The sequence below is a fragment of the Paenibacillus sp. VTT E-133291 genome, assembly GCF_002264395.1.
Taxonomy (GTDB): Bacteria; Bacillota; Bacilli; order Paenibacillales; family Paenibacillaceae; genus Paenibacillus_AQ; species Paenibacillus_AQ nitricinens.
Genome location: NZ_NFVA01000034.1, coordinates 31107 through 50603, shown reverse-complemented (window position 1 = coordinate 50603; position 19497 = coordinate 31107). Strand labels below are relative to the sequence as shown.

15 protein-coding genes and 1 pseudogene are annotated in these 19497 nt (G+C 39.7%); 15 read left to right on the top strand and 1 reads right to left on the bottom strand.

What is annotated here, in order from left to right:
- Positions 1-279: 279 nt before the first annotated feature.
- From scfA to CA598_RS15150, 12 genes and pseudogenes are all read left to right on the top strand, one after another.
- Complete coding sequence (gene scfA, locus CA598_RS15200; RefSeq protein ID WP_076098734.1) at positions 280-429, top strand: six-cysteine ranthipeptide SCIFF; 150 nt, start codon at positions 280-282, stop codon at positions 427-429.
- Between the two features lie 122 nt (positions 430-551).
- A complete protein-coding gene (gene scfB / locus CA598_RS15195) occupies positions 552-1946 on the top strand; it encodes a thioether cross-link-forming SCIFF peptide maturase (protein ID WP_094877057.1) in 1395 nt (464 codons plus the stop codon).
- A 586-nt stretch (positions 1947-2532) separates the two neighbouring features.
- Complete coding sequence (locus CA598_RS15190) at positions 2533-4098, top strand: limonene hydroxylase (RefSeq protein WP_094877056.1); 1566 nt, start codon at positions 2533-2535, stop codon at positions 4096-4098.
- A 64-nt stretch (positions 4099-4162) separates the two neighbouring features.
- A pseudogene (locus CA598_RS33565) lies at positions 4163-4327 on the top strand (hypothetical protein); the annotation flags it as partial.
- A gap of 135 nt (positions 4328-4462) precedes the next feature.
- Positions 4463-4792: a MazG-like family protein gene (locus tag CA598_RS15185; RefSeq protein ID WP_094877055.1), complete on the top strand. Its 330-nt coding sequence runs from the start codon at positions 4463-4465 to the stop codon at positions 4790-4792.
- A 19-nt stretch (positions 4793-4811) separates the two neighbouring features.
- The gene (locus CA598_RS15180; RefSeq protein WP_094877054.1) at positions 4812-5339 is read left to right on the top strand and encodes a hypothetical protein; all 528 of its coding nucleotides are present in this window, start codon (positions 4812-4814) and stop codon (positions 5337-5339) included.
- A gap of 70 nt (positions 5340-5409) precedes the next feature.
- Positions 5410-6777 carry a hypothetical protein gene (locus CA598_RS15175; protein ID WP_094877053.1) on the top strand — a complete coding sequence of 456 codons (1368 nt, stop codon included), beginning with the start codon at positions 5410-5412 and terminating at the stop codon, positions 6775-6777.
- A 190-nt stretch (positions 6778-6967) separates the two neighbouring features.
- Complete coding sequence (locus tag CA598_RS32720) at positions 6968-9073, top strand: AAA family ATPase (protein ID WP_218832601.1); 2106 nt, start codon at positions 6968-6970, stop codon at positions 9071-9073.
- Positions 9060-10103, top strand: coding sequence for a 5-methylcytosine restriction system specificity protein McrC (locus CA598_RS15165; RefSeq protein ID WP_094877052.1), 1044 nt, complete (start codon positions 9060-9062; stop codon positions 10101-10103). Before CA598_RS32720 ends, CA598_RS15165 begins: the two co-directional genes overlap by 14 nt.
- A 264-nt stretch (positions 10104-10367) precedes the next feature.
- Positions 10368-12932 carry a type I restriction-modification system subunit M gene (locus tag CA598_RS15160; RefSeq protein ID WP_094877051.1) on the top strand — a complete coding sequence of 855 codons (2565 nt, stop codon included), beginning with the start codon at positions 10368-10370 and terminating at the stop codon, positions 12930-12932.
- The gene (locus CA598_RS15155) at positions 12929-14209 is read left to right on the top strand and encodes a restriction endonuclease subunit S (RefSeq protein WP_256990514.1); all 1281 of its coding nucleotides are present in this window, start codon (positions 12929-12931) and stop codon (positions 14207-14209) included. The genes CA598_RS15160 and CA598_RS15155 overlap by 4 nt, the downstream gene beginning before the upstream one ends.
- Before the next feature lie 15 nt (positions 14210-14224).
- Positions 14225-17308: a type I restriction endonuclease subunit R, EcoR124 family gene (locus CA598_RS15150; protein ID WP_094877050.1), complete on the top strand. Its 3084-nt coding sequence runs from the start codon at positions 14225-14227 to the stop codon at positions 17306-17308.
- A gap of 91 nt (positions 17309-17399) precedes the next feature.
- Here the strand turns inward: CA598_RS15150 and CA598_RS15145 are convergent, their stop codons facing one another.
- Positions 17400-17648, bottom strand: a complete 249-nt coding sequence (locus tag CA598_RS15145; protein ID WP_094877049.1) for a helix-turn-helix domain-containing protein — start codon at positions 17646-17648, stop codon at positions 17400-17402.
- Positions 17649-17800: 152 nt separating this feature from the next.
- Here CA598_RS15145 and CA598_RS15140 point away from each other — a divergent pair, with 152 nt between their 5' ends.
- The 3 genes from CA598_RS15140 (at position 17801) to CA598_RS15130 (ending at position 19454) form a co-directional block, all read left to right on the top strand.
- Positions 17801-18298, top strand: coding sequence for a hypothetical protein (locus CA598_RS15140; RefSeq protein ID WP_094877048.1), 498 nt, complete (start codon positions 17801-17803; stop codon positions 18296-18298).
- Between the two features lie 140 nt (positions 18299-18438).
- Positions 18439-19125 carry a nuclease-related domain-containing protein gene (locus CA598_RS15135; RefSeq protein WP_094877047.1) on the top strand — a complete coding sequence of 229 codons (687 nt, stop codon included), beginning with the start codon at positions 18439-18441 and terminating at the stop codon, positions 19123-19125.
- A gap of 5 nt (positions 19126-19130) precedes the next feature.
- Positions 19131-19454 carry a nucleoside triphosphate pyrophosphohydrolase gene (locus tag CA598_RS15130; protein ID WP_094877046.1) on the top strand — a complete coding sequence of 108 codons (324 nt, stop codon included), beginning with the start codon at positions 19131-19133 and terminating at the stop codon, positions 19452-19454.
- Positions 19455-19497 lie beyond the last annotated feature (43 nt).

Here is a 19497-nt window from a genome sequence, read left to right as displayed (position 1 = left end):
TCAGTGGGAGCCATTCGCAAACGTTTGTGAAGAACGAGCTAAAGGTGCCTGTGTGTTACTGCTTTGATTGGACGAGAGAGGGGCTTCTTCAAGTCGTTGGTACCGACCAAAAAACCTGTTGACCTAAAATCAAAGCTCATGTTCAGGAGGGGCGATGTGGATGTGACCCCTCTCTGCTAGGTGACGGGAATCATAGACGTACTTACGTGATGTTGCTACGATGTTCCATGGAAATTAAGTGAAAGTGAACACAAGAAATTACAGAAGGAGTCATTTATCGTGAAAAGAATTGTAACACTAAGCACCCGAAAACTGATGGATACCGCAAAACACGGCGGATGCGGCGCATGCCAGACCTCTTGCCAGTCCGCTTGTAAAACTTCCTGCGGCGTTGCAAACCAGAAGTGTGAAAATGCAATGAACAGATAGGATTCGGAATGTTACCGCCCATTGCTCTGCTGATGGGCGGCTATTTTTAAGAAACGGACGCTAACTCTAAAGGAAGGCAAAGCCGTTTCTACTTGTGTGCAAAAGGAGCTTGATTAGCAAGTATGATTCATCAATATAAACTAAACGGATACAATATCGTTCTCGACACTTACAGTGGATCGGTACATGTTGTGGATGACCTAGCATATGAAATTATAGCGATTTATGAGGAAAATTCTGTCGAAAAAATCGTGACAATGATGTTGGAAAGATATAAACAGGATTCCAGCATTTTCGAGAACGACATTCGAGAAACCATCGTGGATATCGAGGAGCTTATAAATGATGGTCAGCTCTTTACAAAAGATGAGTATGAGAACCTCTCGCTTGATTTAAAAAAACGAAAAACTTATGTTAAGGCGCTCTGCCTCAATGTTGCGCATACCTGTAATTTATCATGCGACTATTGCTTCGCCAGCCAAGGGAAATACAACGGAGATAGAGCAATCATGAGCTATGAGGTTGGACAAAAAGCTATCGATTACCTGCTTGAAAATTCGGGTCATCATCGCAATCTGGACATCGACTTTTTCGGTGGGGAGCCTCTTTTGGCCTGGAAAGTAGTTAAACAGATCGTAGCTTATGCAAGAAGCAAAGAACAAGAATTCAAAAAGAAGTTCCGCTTCACCTTCACGACGAACGGGATGCTGCTAAATGATGAAGTCACCGAGTTTTTAAATCAGGAAATGTACAATGTCGTATTAAGCCTGGATGGTAGAAAAGAGGTTCATGACCGGCTTCGTAAGACGGTTAACGGAAAAGGCAGCTACGATCACATTCTTCCGAAGTTCCAAGAATTCGTTCGTAAGCGCGGAGACCAAGAGTACTATGTACGAGGAACCTACACTCGAAATAACGTCGATTTCACCAATGATATTTTTCATATCGCAGATCTTGGATTTGACAAGCTCTCGATGGAACCGGTCATCTGTGATCCAAAGGAACCTTATGCACTTACCGAGGAGGACCTCCCGGAGATATACAACCAGTACGAAATTCTCGCCAAGGAAATGATCGGTCGCGGTGAACAAGACAAGGGGTTTACCTTTTATCACTACATGCTTGACCTCTCAGAAGGGCCTTGCATCCAGAAGAGAATTACTGGCTGTGGTTCAGGAACCGAATATCTTGCGGTCACCCCCTGGGGAGAGCTTTTTCCTTGCCACCAGTTCGTCGGGGATGAAGAATACAGCATGGGAAACGTCTGGGATGGAATCACAAAACCTGAGCTGCAATGTCAATTTAAAGAGAGCAACTGCTACTCGAAGCCGGAATGCAAGAATTGCTGGGCGAAACTTTACTGCAGCGGCGGTTGTCCCGCCAATGCGCTGCACGCGACGGGTTCCCTGGTGGGAACCTATGACTTCAGCTGTGACGTCTTCCGCAAAAGAGTCGAATGTTCCATGATGGTGAAGGTGGATGAATCTATTCGAGCGATGGAAGGGCAATCTAGCTAGTTAACATAACGGATGAATAAAATATAACCGAGAAATAGACACTTTTAAATGAAGTGCTCTTTCTCGGTTTTTTTGTATGAATTTAGAGAAGGAGGACCGTAAAATAAGAGGGGCGATCGGTTTCTGTAAAGTGCAGATCACTGATCGTTTTTTATCTGAATCTATGGAATAAATTCTGTGCATTGCTCGATAAATTTGGAAGCAAGGAGCAAGACGGGGCGGAGGAACGTGGAGATTAGGCTGCCAAGTTTAAATAGAATAAAGACGTGAAGAGATTAAGGATCGGATGTATGGAGAAGGGCAGACCCGGAGCCAATAAGCCTGTCCTCTGTTTTGTTATTGAAGGCGGAATTACATGTTCTAGAGCAAATTGCAGCAACAACTGGAGGGCTTTCCAGTCCAACGCTAGAGGAATTGGATAAAATGTGAAAAATATGTGCCCATTTGTAATACTTTCGCCATGTTCATTACTCCCAAAATAAGCAAATATAGATACAGAAGCTGATAAGATAATGCAGCCGTTAAAAAATTCATCGAGCTGTTCTGATTGTTATTGAAGGAATTATAGGAAGAGGTGTTGTGAACGATGGTTATTTTCTTCGATAGAGCTAAACGGCCACTTTGGGAGGGCAGACCCTCCATTTACTCCCATATTCAGGGACAAGGGGAATCCGTGGACGGATCGCTGCCGGATGACGAAGAATTCTGGTCCGGTGATAAAATCAGATGGGTAGCGGGCGGTATGGATGGAGCATTCGGACATCATGCCGAAGCTGCTAAGATGACGGATGAGGCACGAGAGCTGGTTCACCTGCTGGCGAAGCAATCCAGAAAGCCTAAGAATTCAACAAGAAAGGCCCTATATGCTAAGCTTGTGAAGACAGATATAGGAGGAATGATGGATGTCGTTCTGGATGAGGTACGCAAGCAGCCCGGGATACAGCCGGACTCCGTATTCCATGAAGCGAAATGGTTAGCGGAGAATGCGGCGCACCGAAATGTCGTCAAATTCGGGATTGCCTTACTGGGCCTTTTTCAAAACGGGCAAGTTAAGGATTTGCTTCTAACGTTGGGGAGACATGAGGAATTTACGCTTTATGCCGTGGTTGCGATTCATAATGGAATGGAAGACAGCAATCAAGTTCTATTTGAATTGGCTCAACAGGTTCATGGATGGGGGAAAATACATATTGTCGAGAGACTTGACCCTGCTAGTCAGGAGATAAAAGATTGGCTGCTGCGGCAAGGATGCCACAACAACGTCATGAACGAATATTTAGCCTGTATTTGTGCTAGAAATGGTGGCTTGAGGGAGGCACTTTCTGCTGACCAGGTAGATAGTGCATTATTGGATGGGGCAGCCGATATCATTGAAGCGCTATTGAATGGCGGGCCTGCTGAGGACATAGATGATTATGAGCATGCTCCACAGGTGTTATTTGATTACGTGAGGCTCACTGGGAAGATAGGGGGAACTGCAAAGCATCTGTCAGCTATATTTAGCATTTACGATTTCCTGGCTGAGGATGAGGAGAAATGGACCGTACGGATGTCTGCAGGCTGGAGCGAGCAGTTAAGAAGCGATATCAGAGATGCTTGCCAATCGATTATGGCTAACATCAAGTGGATGAGTATCGTTATGGATGCTGTTAACAGCGGTGATTCACCGGACCGTTACTATGGCGTAGCTTGTGCTGAAAAGCTTGGCATTGATATTTGGGACACTCTCTACAAACAGCTTGCAGCCAACCCGCTACAGGATTTCTATTACTATCAGCTCATGAAATCGAATGATCCAGACCGAATTCATAGGTTCGTACAATTCGCCATCGAACACCTTCCCTTGCAGCAGATCGCCACTGGCCCCGGAAATGAAATGGGATTCGGTGAAGAATATGCAGCACATAGGAAGCTGGGCGCAATCTTGCAAAGCTTGGACCGGTTCGAGGGGATAGGGACAGAGTTGATTTTCACTGGTCTGAACAGTCCAGTGACCTCCAACCGGAACATGGCGATTAAGACATTGGAGAGCTGGGACGTTTCATCCTGGGGGGAGGAGCTGGTTCACGCGGTCACTCATTCATCAGTAGTCGAGCCTGAAGCTTCGGTAAAAGAACGGCTAGACCAACTCCGTGAGGCAAAGGGGTTGTAAGTATGAGAAATATTCATGATGGAGGAGTTGAATGGTTGTATGGCTTATATAAAAAGAACGTACTATTGTATTGAATATTCTGGCTTTGGTGATCAGAAGAGTTGGTGAGAAGCGGATTTTGAGCATGGCTGAGAAGATAGTGTTGAAGCATCCGAGGCGCGGTATTTTTTATGAGTTGCGGCGGGGATATTGTGGGGTTCAAAGCCATAATTGCTATATGATTCAATAAGGGCTTCTAATTAACAGGAGTCCTTTTCTGTGTAATTTTAGGAATTACGTGGATTTACATTGAGGATTGGGCTATCATTATTTTGTGCAGAGCAAGTGTTAGAGATTGAATATGAACAACATGACGGAGGTACGTATGGACGAATTAATCGAGAAAATCATCCAATTCCGCGACGAAAGGGACTGGAAGCAATTCCACGATCCCAAAGATTTGGCTCTTTCGATCTCGCTAGAGTCGAGCGAACTGTTGGAACTCTTTCAATGGAAGAACAGCCAGCAAGCCATAGAGCAAAATTATTCCGACATGCAGGACGAAATTGCTGACATTCTCATCTACACGCTAACGCTCGTTCATGATTTAAATATTGACGTAAAGGATGCCATCCTTCAGAAAATAAACAAAAACGCAGAGAAATATCCGGTATCCAGTTCTAAGGGAAGTTCGAAAAAAAGTACGCGGCAGTGAATGAATAGGGGAGAACTCCATGATTATCTATGAATCGACCAAGCAGCAATTTATGAATGATGTGGCCGAAGACAGCATTGCGGTAAAGATTCATAACCAGTACGTCCAAAAAGTCGGCAGAGTTTCCATGGGCGAAATCAACGCATGGAACAATTCCATGAACTACCTTTATAAAGTATTAAACACATCGACCATTCCAGATGACGTAGGAATCGCGATTGAATATAAAATTCCAGCGACCTCGAGAAGAGTCGACTTCATGATTACGGGCTTGAACGAAAAGGATCAATATTCCGTTGTCATCATTGAGCTTAAACAATGGACAGAAGTTGAAACGGTTGAGGACGCGGATGGTCTTGTTAAAACCTACTTTAATCGAACAAAGACTAGAACGCCGCATCCTTCTTTTCAAGCATGGTCTTACGCTAGGTTGATTAGCGAATATAACGAAACCGTGCAGAATGAAGCGGTCCAACTCTATCCTTGTGCGTATCTACATAACTATATTCGGAAAGATAATGATCCCTTATTGCATCCTGTCAAGTAGATCGTGACCCAAGGTAAACTATTGAGGTAGACAATACATTCGTTTACATTTATTTGAGTAGAGTTAAATAATGTACTTGCAATTAACGAAAGGTGCTAAAATGCGTAGAAAAAATAATATAAAACAATTTTTGTCCGAAAACAAGCCTTTAATTATTGAATGGCTGTTTATTCTGACTTTCTTATTAGTTCTTTTGGGAATTATCTTGTATCGTACACCAGTGGGTTTTGGACAATTAGTCAACAGTTGGAATCATAAATGGGCATCAAATTGGTTGGGGTTATTCGCAATATACTGGATGGAAATTGTACTCCTTATGTTCATATGGGACTTGTTTTGGTTTCGCCTTGTTGGATTGGTAGAAACTATCTATGACGAATTAACGCATTTATGGATTAAGAAAAAATGGTTGCTAATTAAGCTGATTCGATTTAAATATGGTTTCGACAAACTGCGTTTTCGCATGAGAATTGCTTTTTTCTTTGGTGGAGGTAAAAGTCGTCAAGAATTGATAGACTACTTAGGTTATCCTACAATCGTTGAGTTATTGAAAAGCTTGTTTTATATAATAATAAGTAGAACTTCAATTCTCGCAGGAATAATTACCGTGTTAACTTTTAATAGTTCATCGTTTGATGTAGTAAAGAATGAAGCAATAAATTTATGGAATGAAAGCGCCGTATTTATATGGGATAATTTCACTAAACTTTCTGCGGTTGTCGTACTTGTGCTTCTTGTATTCCTGGGGTATTTTGTAAGCAGGCATGGGGTTATTCGCCGAGCTATTGCACAAGCAAACCGCAAAAAACTTGAAGAGATCGTTCAGATGCATCGCAAACTGTCAAATATCATTATAGAAATAGTTCTTACAGGATCAAAAAATGTTGAATATGCAATTAATTGTTATGATCTGCTTGTTGAATTTTGGGCTCATAAGATTCAACCCGACACACCTGTTGCCTCTCGAAGAAAGTGGGTGCACCAGCATTACAGGGATTCAAAAGATTTTCGTTTCAAAGATATTTCCGAAATAGAGCTTTTCTTGGGAGAGTTAGAAAAGTTAAAGTCTGCTGATAATGCGGATATCTCGCGTTGGTTTTGGAGATCAAAGTATGAGCTTATTTCATTATTCGTAAGTTCAACTTCATTAAAGATTGAGCGAATCGATCGATTGTTATTTACGAAAAAGGGATTTGAAGACATGAACAAAATTCCTAAAAAACATTTCGTGTCTTCTGATGATGTTGAAGAGTTTGATGCTGATATCATTCAGGCCGAGGTAGATAAATATAAAAAATACACTCTAGAAAGTTATATCATTGAGGGGCTCGAACTTATCTTCATACTATATCGATATTTAAAAGTAATTGAAACTATGCTCCATATAGACTCTGATAAACCTGGGCGTGGACTCAGGGCGTTCACAAACAAAGAATAGTATCAGTAGAGGAGTATAGCCAGATTTTATTACCAAGATTACATAAATAAAACACGGGTCCTTAATGTCTACGAGGTATATGGTCATACCATATATAGAATATCTCTTCGTATATCATAAGTTGGGCGAAACACCTATTTTTCAGAGCTCTTAGTGAAAGTCATTTTATCTTCAATTTCGGAGGTACACTATGAATGATCTTGTAAATACTCAAAAAGAAAAATATAACGCTTGGGTTACGGAAAACTTGGGTGAAAAAACAGGTGGATGGTACACGCCATATCTTGAGAAACTTGGACAATTGTTAGAAAAGTTTGCTTTAGGTAGCGGTTATAAGGGGAATTTCTTTGATTATCAATCATATTCAGAATATAAAAATATTTATCAGCAAATAACAGAACAAAGTGATCAGGATATTGAGAAGTTAGTAAGTGGTAAAGGTACGCCGCGATATCCAGATAAGTTTGGTGCGAAAAAAAATCAGTTTATAAAAAAATATGTGGAAGATGAATACAAGCGAGGCTTAAGAGGTAAGCCTAATAGTACAGCTGGAATACCTGACTGGGGCGTTTTAATGCGATCATATCTAATATTTTTATATTATGATGAGAATCCTACTTTAACTTATCCTAAAAAAGAGAAGAAAATTGCAAATCAAGAAGGTGAAATGGATAGCAGCATTAATTATTGGTTAATTTCACCGGGTGAATATTCGAGATTATGGGATCAGTTCCAGGATGAAAATATGATTGCACTTGGTTGGGACTATTTAGGGGATCTAAAAAACTATGATTCAAAGGAAGATGTTGAACGAAAGATAGCCGAGCAAAGAGCGGATGGGGTGCGCCCTGTAAATGATACAAAGGCTGTATGGGATTTTTATAGTGAAATTCAAGCTGGTGACGTTATATATGTAAAAGAAGGAATTAAGAAAGTCCTCGCCCGCGGAGTTGTTACGGGAAATTATTATTTCGATAATGAAGCATCAGAATATAAACATAGAAGAAAAGTTGACTGGCTTCAAGTTGGAAAGTGGGAATTAAATCAGACTTTTGCTCAGAAAACGTTGACATGTCTAAATTCTTATCCAAGTTACATTCAACAAATTGATCAAGTAATGAATGAAGACTTTATTGATCCAAAAATGGCTGAAGTGAATGAATTTCGAAATTGGTTATCTAATCAAGTTACGGATACAGGAGTTAGCTTAAATGATAAAACAGTTACGCAAAAAGTAAGTGCGTTAAAGGATATAGAGCGCCATTTTGATACTTTAATTTTTGGTGAAACAGATATTGAGCAACTAAAACAGTTAAAAGATATTGTTGTATCAGATAAATCCTACACAAAATATAAAGGTGTATCGGGCAGTTCAATTGACTACTACATTCGTTTTATTGAATCAAAACCTACTGTTCAGGAAAATGAATCCTTTACAATGGAGGATTTTCTTTCGGATGTTTTTATCGAAAAAAAGGAAGTTGTACGTCTAATTTCTCTACTTGAAAATAAGAAGAATCTTATATTGAAAGGTGCACCAGGAGTAGGCAAGACGTTTATTTCCAAACGTTTAGCGTATGTAATGATGGAAGAAAAAGATGAAACGCGTATTCATATGGTTCAGTTCCACCAAAGCTATAGTTATGAGGACTTTATTGAAGGGTTACGTCCTAAAGCTGAAGGGGATGGATTTGAACTGAAACAAGGTCCGTTTGTGAAGTTTGCTAGAAAAGCAGCGCGAGATCCGGAACGAGACTACTTCTTTATTATTGATGAAATTAATCGTGGGAATATGAGTAAAATACTTGGGGAATTAATGATGCTTATCGAAGCGGATAAGCGAGGCGAGCAGATCAATCTTCTCTATTCTAATGATAAGTTTTCTGTCCCATCGAATCTATACATCATTGGAATGATGAATACGGCGGATAGAAGCTTAGCTTTATTAGATTATGCACTTAGAAGAAGATTTTCGTTTTATGAAATTAAACCAGCTTTCCAAAATGATACTTTTAAGTCCTATATAAATGATTTGAATAATCCACAATGTTTAAATCGTGTCATTGATGAAATTAAAAGATTAAATAATCAAGTTGTTAAAGAGCTAGGATCAGGATTTCAAATTGGGCACAGCTACTTTACAGGCGATGCTTATAAAGTAGATACCGCAAAGCGTGTAGAGGAAGTAATTGAATATGAAATTATTTCACAGCTATTCGAGTATTGGTTTGATGATGAACAGAAGGCTGACGATTGGGCTGAACGACTAAGAGGCTGTTACGATGGAGAGAAATAATAATATTCCAATTCGTAATATATACTATATGCTTTCTTATGCATATCAAACGTTACATCTTTCCGAGTACAAACAAATTGGAACAGAAAAGTTTGAGAATGTTGAAGAGCTGTATTCAGAAATTTTGGCTATTGGGATACCCGTTTTGATTCGAGGAGGATTAGTGAAAGATTATATAAGTATCGAAGAGGATTCCAATGTTATTAAAGGGAAAATTGATATCAATTCTACGATAAATAAAAATGCATTGATAATTAAGAAAGTTTCAGTAGTTTATGATGATTTCTCTGAAAATATATTGTTGAATCAAATTATAAAAGCGACACTTGTATACCTATCACGCTCAAATAAAATAAATAGAAAGACACGTAGAATTTTTTACGGTTTACTGCCTTATTTCACAGAAGTATCAGATGTAGAGCTGAACTTAAATCTATGGAAAAACCTTAGATATAACCGCCAAAATATTCGCTACCATTTTATAGTAGATGTGTGCAAATATCTTTATGAGCAGTTATTATTCGATGAAAGCTCAACATCCCAAAGGATGAAAGAGGTTCAAGAAGAACAAAGATTATGGTCTTTATATGAAAAATTTATCTATGCATTTTTTAAACGTGAAACGGAATATAACGTATCTCATCCTCAAATTCAGTGGATTGTTGATGATGAATTTACAGATGCATTACCGATTATGAAAACAGATCTCGTAATTCAAAAAGATAAAAAAACATTGATTGTGGATGCAAAGTTTTATTCTGAGAATATGGCAGTAAGGTTTGAAGGTGGAGTTCCAAAGCAAATATCTTCTAACCTGTATCAAATGTTTACGTATTTAAATAACTGGAAAAAACAGAGTGATGAGACTGTGGCAGGCATGATACTTTACGCTAAAACAACCGCTTTAAATCAACCTAACCATATTTACCGTATTAAAGGTAATCAAATTTCAGTTGTATCTCTTGATTTACAACAAGATTTTAACGGCATAAAGGAAAACTTAAAGGCGTATGCCAAACAATTTTTTTGAATAGCTTTATTTGGAGATAAAGAAACCAGGCAGCAGAGCTAACTCTGTCGGTATTTTATTGCTTACGGTGTATTGGAAGTTTTTCTTTCCCTACTATAATAAATATAGGGATTATTCACTATGAGAAGCCTAGCTGTCAATCAATTGACAACTAGGTTTCATTCTATGATAAAGTGAACTTAAAAATGAATAGGCTTTTTAATAACTTGAAAAGTTATTGATTAAATTTTTGAATAGTAAAAATATTTCAATGGGGGATATATAGTGATTACATCAGAAGAAATTAAACGTAGACTATGGGACGGAGCAACTGAACTACGTGGTTCAATGGATGCCAGCCGTTATAAAGATTATATGCTTGGGTTGATGTTCTACAAATTTTTGAGTGATAAGACTTTAGAAGCATTCAAAGTGACCAGCGGTTTGGGGAATTTGACTGAGTCCGAATTGGTTGAGGAATACACTGAGGCAAAAGCGGAATACGGTGAACAGCTTGATAAAATGATTCAGAATGTACTTGGTTATTATGTTTCCCCTGAGTATCTCTACCAGACTTGGTTAAAGGACATCAATTCAGGAGAATTTGAAGTTCAAAAAGTAACGGATAGCTTGAATAACTTCGAGCGTACGATTGCCGTGTCCGGTGATACGAATGACTTCAGGGGATTATTCTCAAGTTCTACACTTGATTTAACGGATACTGCTTTAGGCAGCAACCTAAATGAACGTAGCAAAAGTGTTAAGGCGCTGATTTTGCTGTTTGCAGACTTGAACATGGTTGCATTACAGAAGGGCGACGTACTGGGTGATGCTTATGAGTACCTAATTGGTCAGTTTGCGATGGAGTCAGGGAAGAAAGCAGGCGAGTTCTACACCCCACGACAAGTCAGTGAAGTCATGGCTCAAATTGCAGCAAAAACACCAGGCATTAAGACAATCTACGACCCCACTGTCGGTTCGGGATCTCTTCTTCTAACGGTTAGAAAACATTTGGATGAAGATACCCAAAAGAGTCTGAGCTATTACGGGCAAGAGAAGAATACAGCCACTTATAACTTGACTCGCATGAACTTGTTGCTTCATGGTGTTCGCCCTGAAAAAATGACCATTAAAAACGGCGACACCCTTTCTCAAGACTGGCCAGAAGATCCAGAACATGCAAACGAAGGTGTGCTGTTTGATGCAGTAGTTATGAATCCACCCTATTCTATGAAGAATTGGAACAGAGCAGGGTTAAAGGTCAGCGATCCCCGTTTTGAAGTGGCTGGGGTATTGCCACCCGACTCCAAAGGAGATTTTGCGTTTCTTTTACACGGATTGTTTCACTTAGGTCAAAGTGGTACGATGGCGATTGTGTTGCCTCACGGAGTTCTATTTCGCGGTTCATCTGAGGGGGGAATTCGTGAACGATTGCTTAAGAAAAACTATATGGATACCATCATCGGCTTGCCAAGTAGTTTGTTTTCCAATACAGGCATCCCGGTCGTTGTCATCATTCTGAAGAAGAACCGGAAGATCGATGAACCTGTCTTAATCATTGATGCTTCTAACAGCTATATTAAAGTCGGAAAACAAAACGTCCTGCAAGAAAAAGACATTGCAAAGATCGTGGATACATATGTAGAACGTCGAGAAGAGAACGGGTACAGTCATCTAGCGACTCAGGAGGAAATACAGAACAATCAGTATAACATGAATATTCCTCGTTATATTGAGGCGGTTGACGGCGAAATTCCTCACGATGTGGATGCTCATCTCCTTGGTGGAATTCCCCGAAAGAACATTAACGGGTTGAAAGTTTTGCAGTCTACTGTGCCGGATATTATGGAACAATCTTTGAAAGAAATCCGCAGCGGCTATGCTGAGCTTGTGAAACCTGTAGATGAAATTTCTTCTGATATATTGAGTGACTCTCGCATTATTGAACAAATTAAAAAACTCGAAAGCAAAACCAAATCTTATGTTGATAAGCACTGGGGTATTTTCAAAAATGGAAAGGTAGACATTGATTCAATTCCATTGATGGAAGAAGAAATGCTTGTTGAAATCAAGGGAATCTTGTCAGAGTTCCAATATATTGATGTTTATGATGGATATCAAATTGTGGCTGAAATTTGGAAGAATGCCCTGACACATGATACGGAAATCATCGCGTTAAGTGATTTCTATACGGCAGGACGTACCCGCGAACCCAATATGATTACTAAAGGAACCGGTGATAAGAAACGTGAAGAGCAGGATGGTTGGGTCGGCAGTATCGTACCGAATAAGTTGATTGCGGAACAATTATATAGTGATGAATTAGCAGAAATTGAATCCAAGAATATTCGCATTCAAGAAATTGAAACGGAACTATCCGACTTGGTTGAGGCTGCAAAGGTGGAAGACAGTGATGAAGCCAATGCGTTAAACGGAGTTTTGAATGAAGCTGGTGAAGCTTTTGAAAACAAATTGTTCAAAGCCGAATTGAAGAAGGCGATTAAAGGAACAGTTGAATATAATCTACTGAGTAAAGTTGAGAAGTTACTTGCAGATAAACTAGCGCTTAGCAAGGCGGTAAAAGAGGATGAAAAGGCGCTTAAAGAAGCCGTGCAAGAACGCATCTTAACGTTAACCAACGAAGAAATCGACAACTTGATGTATGAAAAATGGTTCGGTAACACCGTGAATGCTATGGTTTCTTTAGTACAGCAGTCGTTAAAAACGGAGTTGAACACTCTGCAAATGTTACACAATCGTTATGCGGTTACTCTGTCAGCAATGGATAATGAGAGTCGAGACTTGGAATCAGCGTTTGAAGCCTTGTTGAACGAATTGGTGGTTGAATGATGATGAAACAAACAAACTTAGTGCCAAAAAGACGATTTAGGGAGTTTCAAGATAATGACGCTTGGGAACAGCGTAAGTTGGGAGAGATAGCAGAAAAAGTTTCTGTTGGTATAGCAACATCTTCAAGTGAATACTTTACTGATAGGAAAAAAGGTGTTCCTTTCATCAAGAATCAAAACATCAAACAAAATAGAATTGATGATAGTGATTTGGAGTTTATTTCAAAAGACTTTGACCAAGCTAATTCTACAAAAAGAGTAAAGACTGGAGATATTTTAACAGTAAGAACAGGATATCCTGGACTAAGTGCTGTTGTACCAGCACATCTGAATGGTGCACAGACCTTCACAACATTAATTACAAGGCTTAAGGAAAAACAAACACTACCTGAGTTTGTTTCAACATTTATTAACTCAAATGCAGGTATGAGGCAAATAACTGGTATGGAAGCAGGGGGGGCACAAAAAAACGTTAATGCGGGTACTCTACAAAATTTATTCATTCCGATACCATCATTTGACGAACAGAAGATGGTTACGAAATTTTTCAAATGTGTTGATGATCTCATCACCCTTCATCAGTGTAAGCTAGATAAGACGAAAGCGTTAAAATCTGCTTATCTATCTGAAATGTTTCCCGCTGAAGGTGAAAGTGTGCCAAAACGGAGATTTGCAGGATTTATTGACGCTTGGGAACAGCGTGAGGTTGGTGAATTCTACGATTTCAAGAATGGGTTGAATAAAGGCAAAGAGTATTTCGGTAAAGGAACTCCCATAGTAAACTTCACCGATGTGTTCCACAATCGGGGGATTGATTCGACACAATTAAGAGGAAAAGTCGAATTAACTGATAAAGAAATTAGAAATTTCGAGGTTAGACAAGGAGATATTTTCTTTACAAGGACATCAGAAACGATTGAAGAAATTGGATACCCTTCTGTGATGCTGGATGCCCCTAAAGATACGGTTTTCAGCGGTTTTGTGTTAAGAGGAAGAGCAAAAGATAATGACCCATTAACGAATATTTTCAAGAGATATGTTTTTTTTACGGATGTTTTTCGTAATGAAATGCAAAAGAAAAGTTCTATGACGACGAGGGCTTTAACATCTGGAACGGCAATCAAGGAAATGTGCTTCAGTTTTCCGGTATCAAAAGAGGAGCAAGACAAAATTGGACAGTTCTTTGCTAACCTCGACAACCTCATCACCCTTCATCAGCGTAAGCTGGAAAAATTACAAAATATAAAAAAAGCATATCTAAATGAAATGTTTGTATAGAGGGGAGTGAAAGCTATGAGCATTGCACCAAAAAATGCGGCAGAAAAAACTTTTCAAGAGAATTTTGTTAAGGAGTTAGAAAAGTATAAATGGAAAGCGCCCGACTTCTTAAATGGAAATATTAAAAAAGTAACTGTTGATGACTTGATTACCAACTGGCGTAGCGAACTCAACCGTATCAATGCCGACCAGCTGGAGGGTGTGGAGCTGACAGATAACGAGTTCAAACAAGTTATGGCCAAAGTCAATCGGATTAGCAACAGCTACGAGGCAGCCAAGCTTTTAGCTATTGAAGAATCTAAAGGAAAAATAGATGGTATTTACCGTGATGACAATCCTAAGATTACACGAAAGCAAATTACCTTGACCATCTTCAAAAAAGCCGAAGTGCGCGGCGGCGATTCAAGTTATAGAATTGCTAGGGAAGTGCAGACACCGAACAACAACCGCTTTGATATTGTCTTACTAATTAATGGCCTGCCACTAATCAATATCGAGCAAAAACGTACAGACAAAACCCTGGACGAGGCATTCGGGCAGTTCATGCGCTACTACCGTGATGGCGAATACAGTAATAACTTCATGGCTTTTTCGCAGATGATGGTAATCACCTCTGAAATTGCTACCCGTTATTTTGCTACTCCTAAAACAATAACAGATTTCAACCCTAGTTTTGTTTTCCATTGGTCGGATAAAAAAAATAAACCGATTAACAACTGGCAAAAAGTAGTGGAGAATTTTCTTATGATACCCATGGCCCATCAAATGGTGGGGGATTATTTGGTGATAGACGAAGCTAAGGACGAAGAAAATAGGCGTCATATGTTAATGCGACCTTATCAAGTGTATGCTTTACAATCTGTCGAAAGTGCTGCGTTTGGTTGGGATAATGATGATAAAGTTCCTCACGGCGGATTTGTTTGGCACACAACGGGCTCAGGAAAAACCATTACCAGTTTTAAGACGGCTTTATTTTTATCGACTAGAGCAGGATTTGATAAGGTAATCTTCCTTGTTGATCGTCGTGAGTTAGACAATCGAACCAGTGAAAACTTTAAAGCATACGCTGCATACGAGGCTGTCTCGGTTGATGATACCAAGCATACCTACCAGCTTAAAAAAATACTTAAGTCAGTTAAAAATGGAATTATAGTAACGACAACATTTAAACTAAATTCTTTAGTGAAGGAAATGGAAGAAGCTCACGATAACAGTTTAGCAGATAAAAAAATCATTTTTATCATCGATGAAGCGCACCGCACAACAATGGGGCAGATGATGGGAAGCATTACGAAGTTTTTTAAGAAAAACGGACTTTTCTATGGGTTTACCGGAACGCCTTTATTTAATGAAAATAAAGTTAAGGGAAAGGTCAATGAAAATAGTGAGGTCATCAATACAACCGAAAAACTATTTGGGCCCAAGTTACATCAATATACGATTGACGAGGCCATTGCGGATAAAAACGTATTGGGTTTTCACGTTGATTACATTAATACTGGAGAGTTCAAGAGTTATGAAGATTTAAGAGAGCAACTGATTGAGCAGATGAAGGAAGAACGCCCTGAACTAACGGATAGAGAAATTGAACGTAAAGTTCAAGAAATGTCAGAAGCTCAACTTGAGAAACAGGCTGAAATACGAGGATTGCTGATATATCAGGATGAAACGCATATTCCACGCGTAGTTGAAGAAATTCTGAGTAACTGGGAATCCCAATCACAGGGTAGGGAATTTAATGCTATCTTAACAGTGGCTTATAAAAATAGGGTGATTGCCTATTATGATGAGTTCAAGAAGCAATTGACAGCCAATGGAGCGAAGCTGAACGTGGCAATGACTTTTAGCTTCAGCAATGAAAATGATTCTAAGCCATTAGACCCTAAAATTGTAAAAGGTATGTTTAAGGATTACGCCGAATTTACGGGCATTGAATTTATCGCTGGGGATAAAAAACGCGGTGAGGACGCTTACTTTGAAGATCTCGTAGAACGTGCCACTCGAGGCGGCAGCGGACGCAATCCGAAGAATATAGATCTCGTGATTGTAGCAGCCCAACTGTTGACAGGGTATGACTCTAAGCGGCTTAACACGCTTTATGTTGACCGTTCCCTTGAACTTCAAAGTTTGATTCAAGCGTATTCTCGAACTAATCGTGTATTTGGTTCCAAAAAAGAGTTCGGAACAATTATCAACTTCCAATATCCACGACTTACGGAGCAAATCGTAGAAGACGCTCTGAAGCTGTATGGAAGTGGTGGTAAGAGCAGTAAGGCCATTGTGGATAACTATGATACTGCTGTAAAAAAACTAGCCATAAAAAATACTGAAATGATTTCGACATTACTTGATCCGACGGAATGGCAGGTCATTAAAGATGATAATGAGAAAAAAGAAGCGTTTCTCCTGTCCTTTAAAGATACTGCTGAGCAATTGAATTTATTGGAACAATACTATGAATTCAAGTGGGACGATGTTGCTTTTGGTATGGATGAGCATACTTGGCTGCAATATGTCGGTGCATATAAAAACTTAACTTGGAAGCCAGGGGAAGCGCCAACGCCAACGCCGATTAATCCTCTTTCTGGAAGAACGAAGTTAGCGGGAACACAGGTCATTGATGCCAACCATATTCTTAGCTTGATTGGTTCGAAAGTCACCGCTCCGAACGGTATACAAACGGTGGATGATGAAACACTCCGCATTATTTATGAACAAATTCAAGAGCTGAGTAACATGGGGGAATATGAGCAAGCACAGTTACTAAAAGAATTTGTGGACACTGAGCTTATGCAAGGTAACCTATCGAGCAGTCTGGACTTTGATGAGGCATTTGAAGCTTGGAAAGCAAGTAAGTTGGCAAACGTGGTTATTGCCTTTTCTTTAGAGTGGGGGCTTGACAGTAAGCTGCTAGGAAAATCAGTGGATTCATATTCAATTTCACAGCCTGATGTTGTTCCATACATTAATGAACTCATTAGTAGTATTGATTATAACAAGGCAACAAACCAAACGGCTGGAAATCTGTTAAGGCACAATATGAAGCTAACTTCCAAGCTTCCAGCGTGGATTGCTGAAGTTAAGCAAAAATATAGTTAAATCGATGTTGGTAAAAAAATATATTTTATGAGCCAAGGAGAAGTATTCCTTGGCTTTTACATTTATTTAAAGATGGCCGAACAACTGTCCTTCAATTTTTCTCCCCCAACAACTCCCCAACAGAAACCTCCAGCGCCTTCGCAATAGCAACAACCTCATAATCTTGCACAAGTCTATATTGACCTTCCAATCTTGATAAACTGGTCGGGCTGATGTCTAATCCGAAGGTTTGCAACCTCGCAAGGAAATCCTTTTGCTTCATTTTCTTAGCCTTGCGAATTGCTACGACTCGAGTCCCGATGATGTTTTTATCACCTGGAGGCTCTTTGCGATGTCTCATTTCCGTGTCACCTCACAATATTAACCAAATTGTATGCGAGGTAGGAGTTGTTTTAATGCGGATATCGAATTAAAATAAAATAAACCGATAAACGCATTAAAATCTCCATACATCGTCTACAACCATAGCTTTGCCAGAAAGGTGAGGGTGCAATGCAGAATCTAATTCACAAGTATGAGGAGGAGAAGCGCAGGCTGAATCAACTCGGGCAGAGGTTACTGGAAGAAGGGGTTCCGTTAAGCACTAATGAGGCACTCCAGGCTCAGAGTCGCAGGGTGGATGAACTTATTAATCAGATGTATCAGGAAAGGAACGGATATTCTGAGGCTTTGCGTTTAAACTTCTGGCTTGGGGGAGATGTGGTGAGCTTTCCAGCGTGGTTTATACAAACAATTCAAGGTCGATTGAATGAGGTGACAGCACAAATAGAATATAAATCGGAGCCAAGACAAGCTTTTGAAGAGGAAAGCGAGGCTTTTCAGGCGTTGTTCGACTCCTTAGATATTGCACGTATGCCGAAATTTGAGGATTGGGAGAATAAACTCCAGGTAAAGCAATCCGTTCTTTATGAACGCCTATATCTTCAAGGACTCAAGGATGGAAAGCAGCTTGCCAATGCTTTTAATGCTCCTTCTGTTCTCTCAGAATAAGATAAGATAAAACATAAGCTTACTCATGTTTGGGCTGTCCACGCGACAGTCCTTTTCTTATGCTCTTTTTGGAAGGAAATCCTTCCCATATTGTCGAATAAGCATACATATTGTAAATCTAGAGGATATGAGGTTGGGTTATGTTTGAAGCACTAAGGGCACTCTTCCGAAAATCAGATTCTAAGCCGCCACAGGCTTTACAAAAGGCACACGCTCCAAAGGCTAAGCCCAAGGTTGCTCCCACCCGAATTGGTGAACTAGGCGAGCATAAAATTAACATTCAGCTTGACCAGCTTCCTAAGGATTGTAAATCACTAAGTGATCTGCTGCTACCTAATCCCAAGTCTAGAACAGGTTATGCTCAGATTGATCATGTTGTTATTTCCCCGTATTGCATATTTGTTATTGAGACGAAAAACTACAATGGAGAAATTAAAGGTGGGCGGGCGGATCAGCAATGGTCGGTGAGTAACCGTTACAAGATGTACAATCCTCTGAAGCAGAATTATGGGCATATCGAGGCCATTGAAAGTCTTGTAAAGGACGTAGCCACTGTAAAATACATCTCTATGATTTCATTCACGATGAGATGTAGGTTCAGTATTGATCCGGAGCTGCGGAAGATTCAATCGGATGAACTGGTTGTCTATGACGTAGAATTAAGCGAGTTTATCTCCAGGAAGCTGATTAGTTTAAAAGCGGGAACTCCTGGATCTCTTATTACTACAGCACAGGTCCAAACCATATACAATCATTTGGTTCAGACTAATATTACTGATGCCGAGATTCGTAAGCGTCATGTGGACAAAATCAAGAATAGGAGTTGATTTGAATGCCAATCTATAACAAGCTTGTTCGTGACAAAATCCCTGATATTATCCGAAGCTCGGGTAAGGACTGCGATTGCATAAAGTTAGAGGAAGAATCTTATGTTTCTGAACTAAAAAGGAAGCTTCGAGAAGAGGTAGAAGAGTATATCCGAGCTGGCGATGATACAGAGGGGGTTGAAGAACTGGCCGATATTCTTGAAGTGGTCCGTGCTCTTGCTCAAATTCATAAAGTCCTTCCAGAAGATGTAGAGAAGGTGCGTGCTAAGAAAGTCGAGGAGCGCGGAGGATTTAAAGATCGCATTTTTTTGATTGAAGTAACGGAGTAAACATGTATTAAGAAATTACTGTACTCATTCATTCCTATTGGGG

Coding starts and splice junctions, on each gene's coding strand:
- CA598_RS15180 (WP_094877054.1), top strand. CDS start 4,812: ATGATTATCTATGAATCGACCAAGCAGCAATTTATGAATGATGTGGCC.
- CA598_RS15145 (WP_094877049.1), bottom strand. CDS start 17,648: ATGAGACATCGCAAAGAGCCTCCAGGTGATAAAAACATCATCGGGACT.
- CA598_RS32720 (WP_218832601.1), top strand. CDS start 6,968: ATGAATGATCTTGTAAATACTCAAAAAGAAAAATATAACGCTTGGGTT.
- CA598_RS15130 (WP_094877046.1), top strand. CDS start 19,131: ATGCCAATCTATAACAAGCTTGTTCGTGACAAAATCCCTGATATTATC.
- scfB (WP_094877057.1), top strand. CDS start 552: ATGATTCATCAATATAAACTAAACGGATACAATATCGTTCTCGACACT.
- CA598_RS15140 (WP_094877048.1), top strand. CDS start 17,801: ATGCAGAATCTAATTCACAAGTATGAGGAGGAGAAGCGCAGGCTGAAT.
- CA598_RS15135 (WP_094877047.1), top strand. CDS start 18,439: ATGTTTGAAGCACTAAGGGCACTCTTCCGAAAATCAGATTCTAAGCCG.
- CA598_RS15155 (WP_256990514.1), top strand. CDS start 12,929: ATGATGATGAAACAAACAAACTTAGTGCCAAAAAGACGATTTAGGGAG.
- CA598_RS15190 (WP_094877056.1), top strand. CDS start 2,533: ATGGTTATTTTCTTCGATAGAGCTAAACGGCCACTTTGGGAGGGCAGA.
- CA598_RS15165 (WP_094877052.1), top strand. CDS start 9,060: ATGGAGAGAAATAATAATATTCCAATTCGTAATATATACTATATGCTT.
- CA598_RS15185 (WP_094877055.1), top strand. CDS start 4,463: ATGGACGAATTAATCGAGAAAATCATCCAATTCCGCGACGAAAGGGAC.
- CA598_RS15150 (WP_094877050.1), top strand. CDS start 14,225: ATGAGCATTGCACCAAAAAATGCGGCAGAAAAAACTTTTCAAGAGAAT.
- CA598_RS15175 (WP_094877053.1), top strand. CDS start 5,410: ATGTACTTGCAATTAACGAAAGGTGCTAAAATGCGTAGAAAAAATAAT.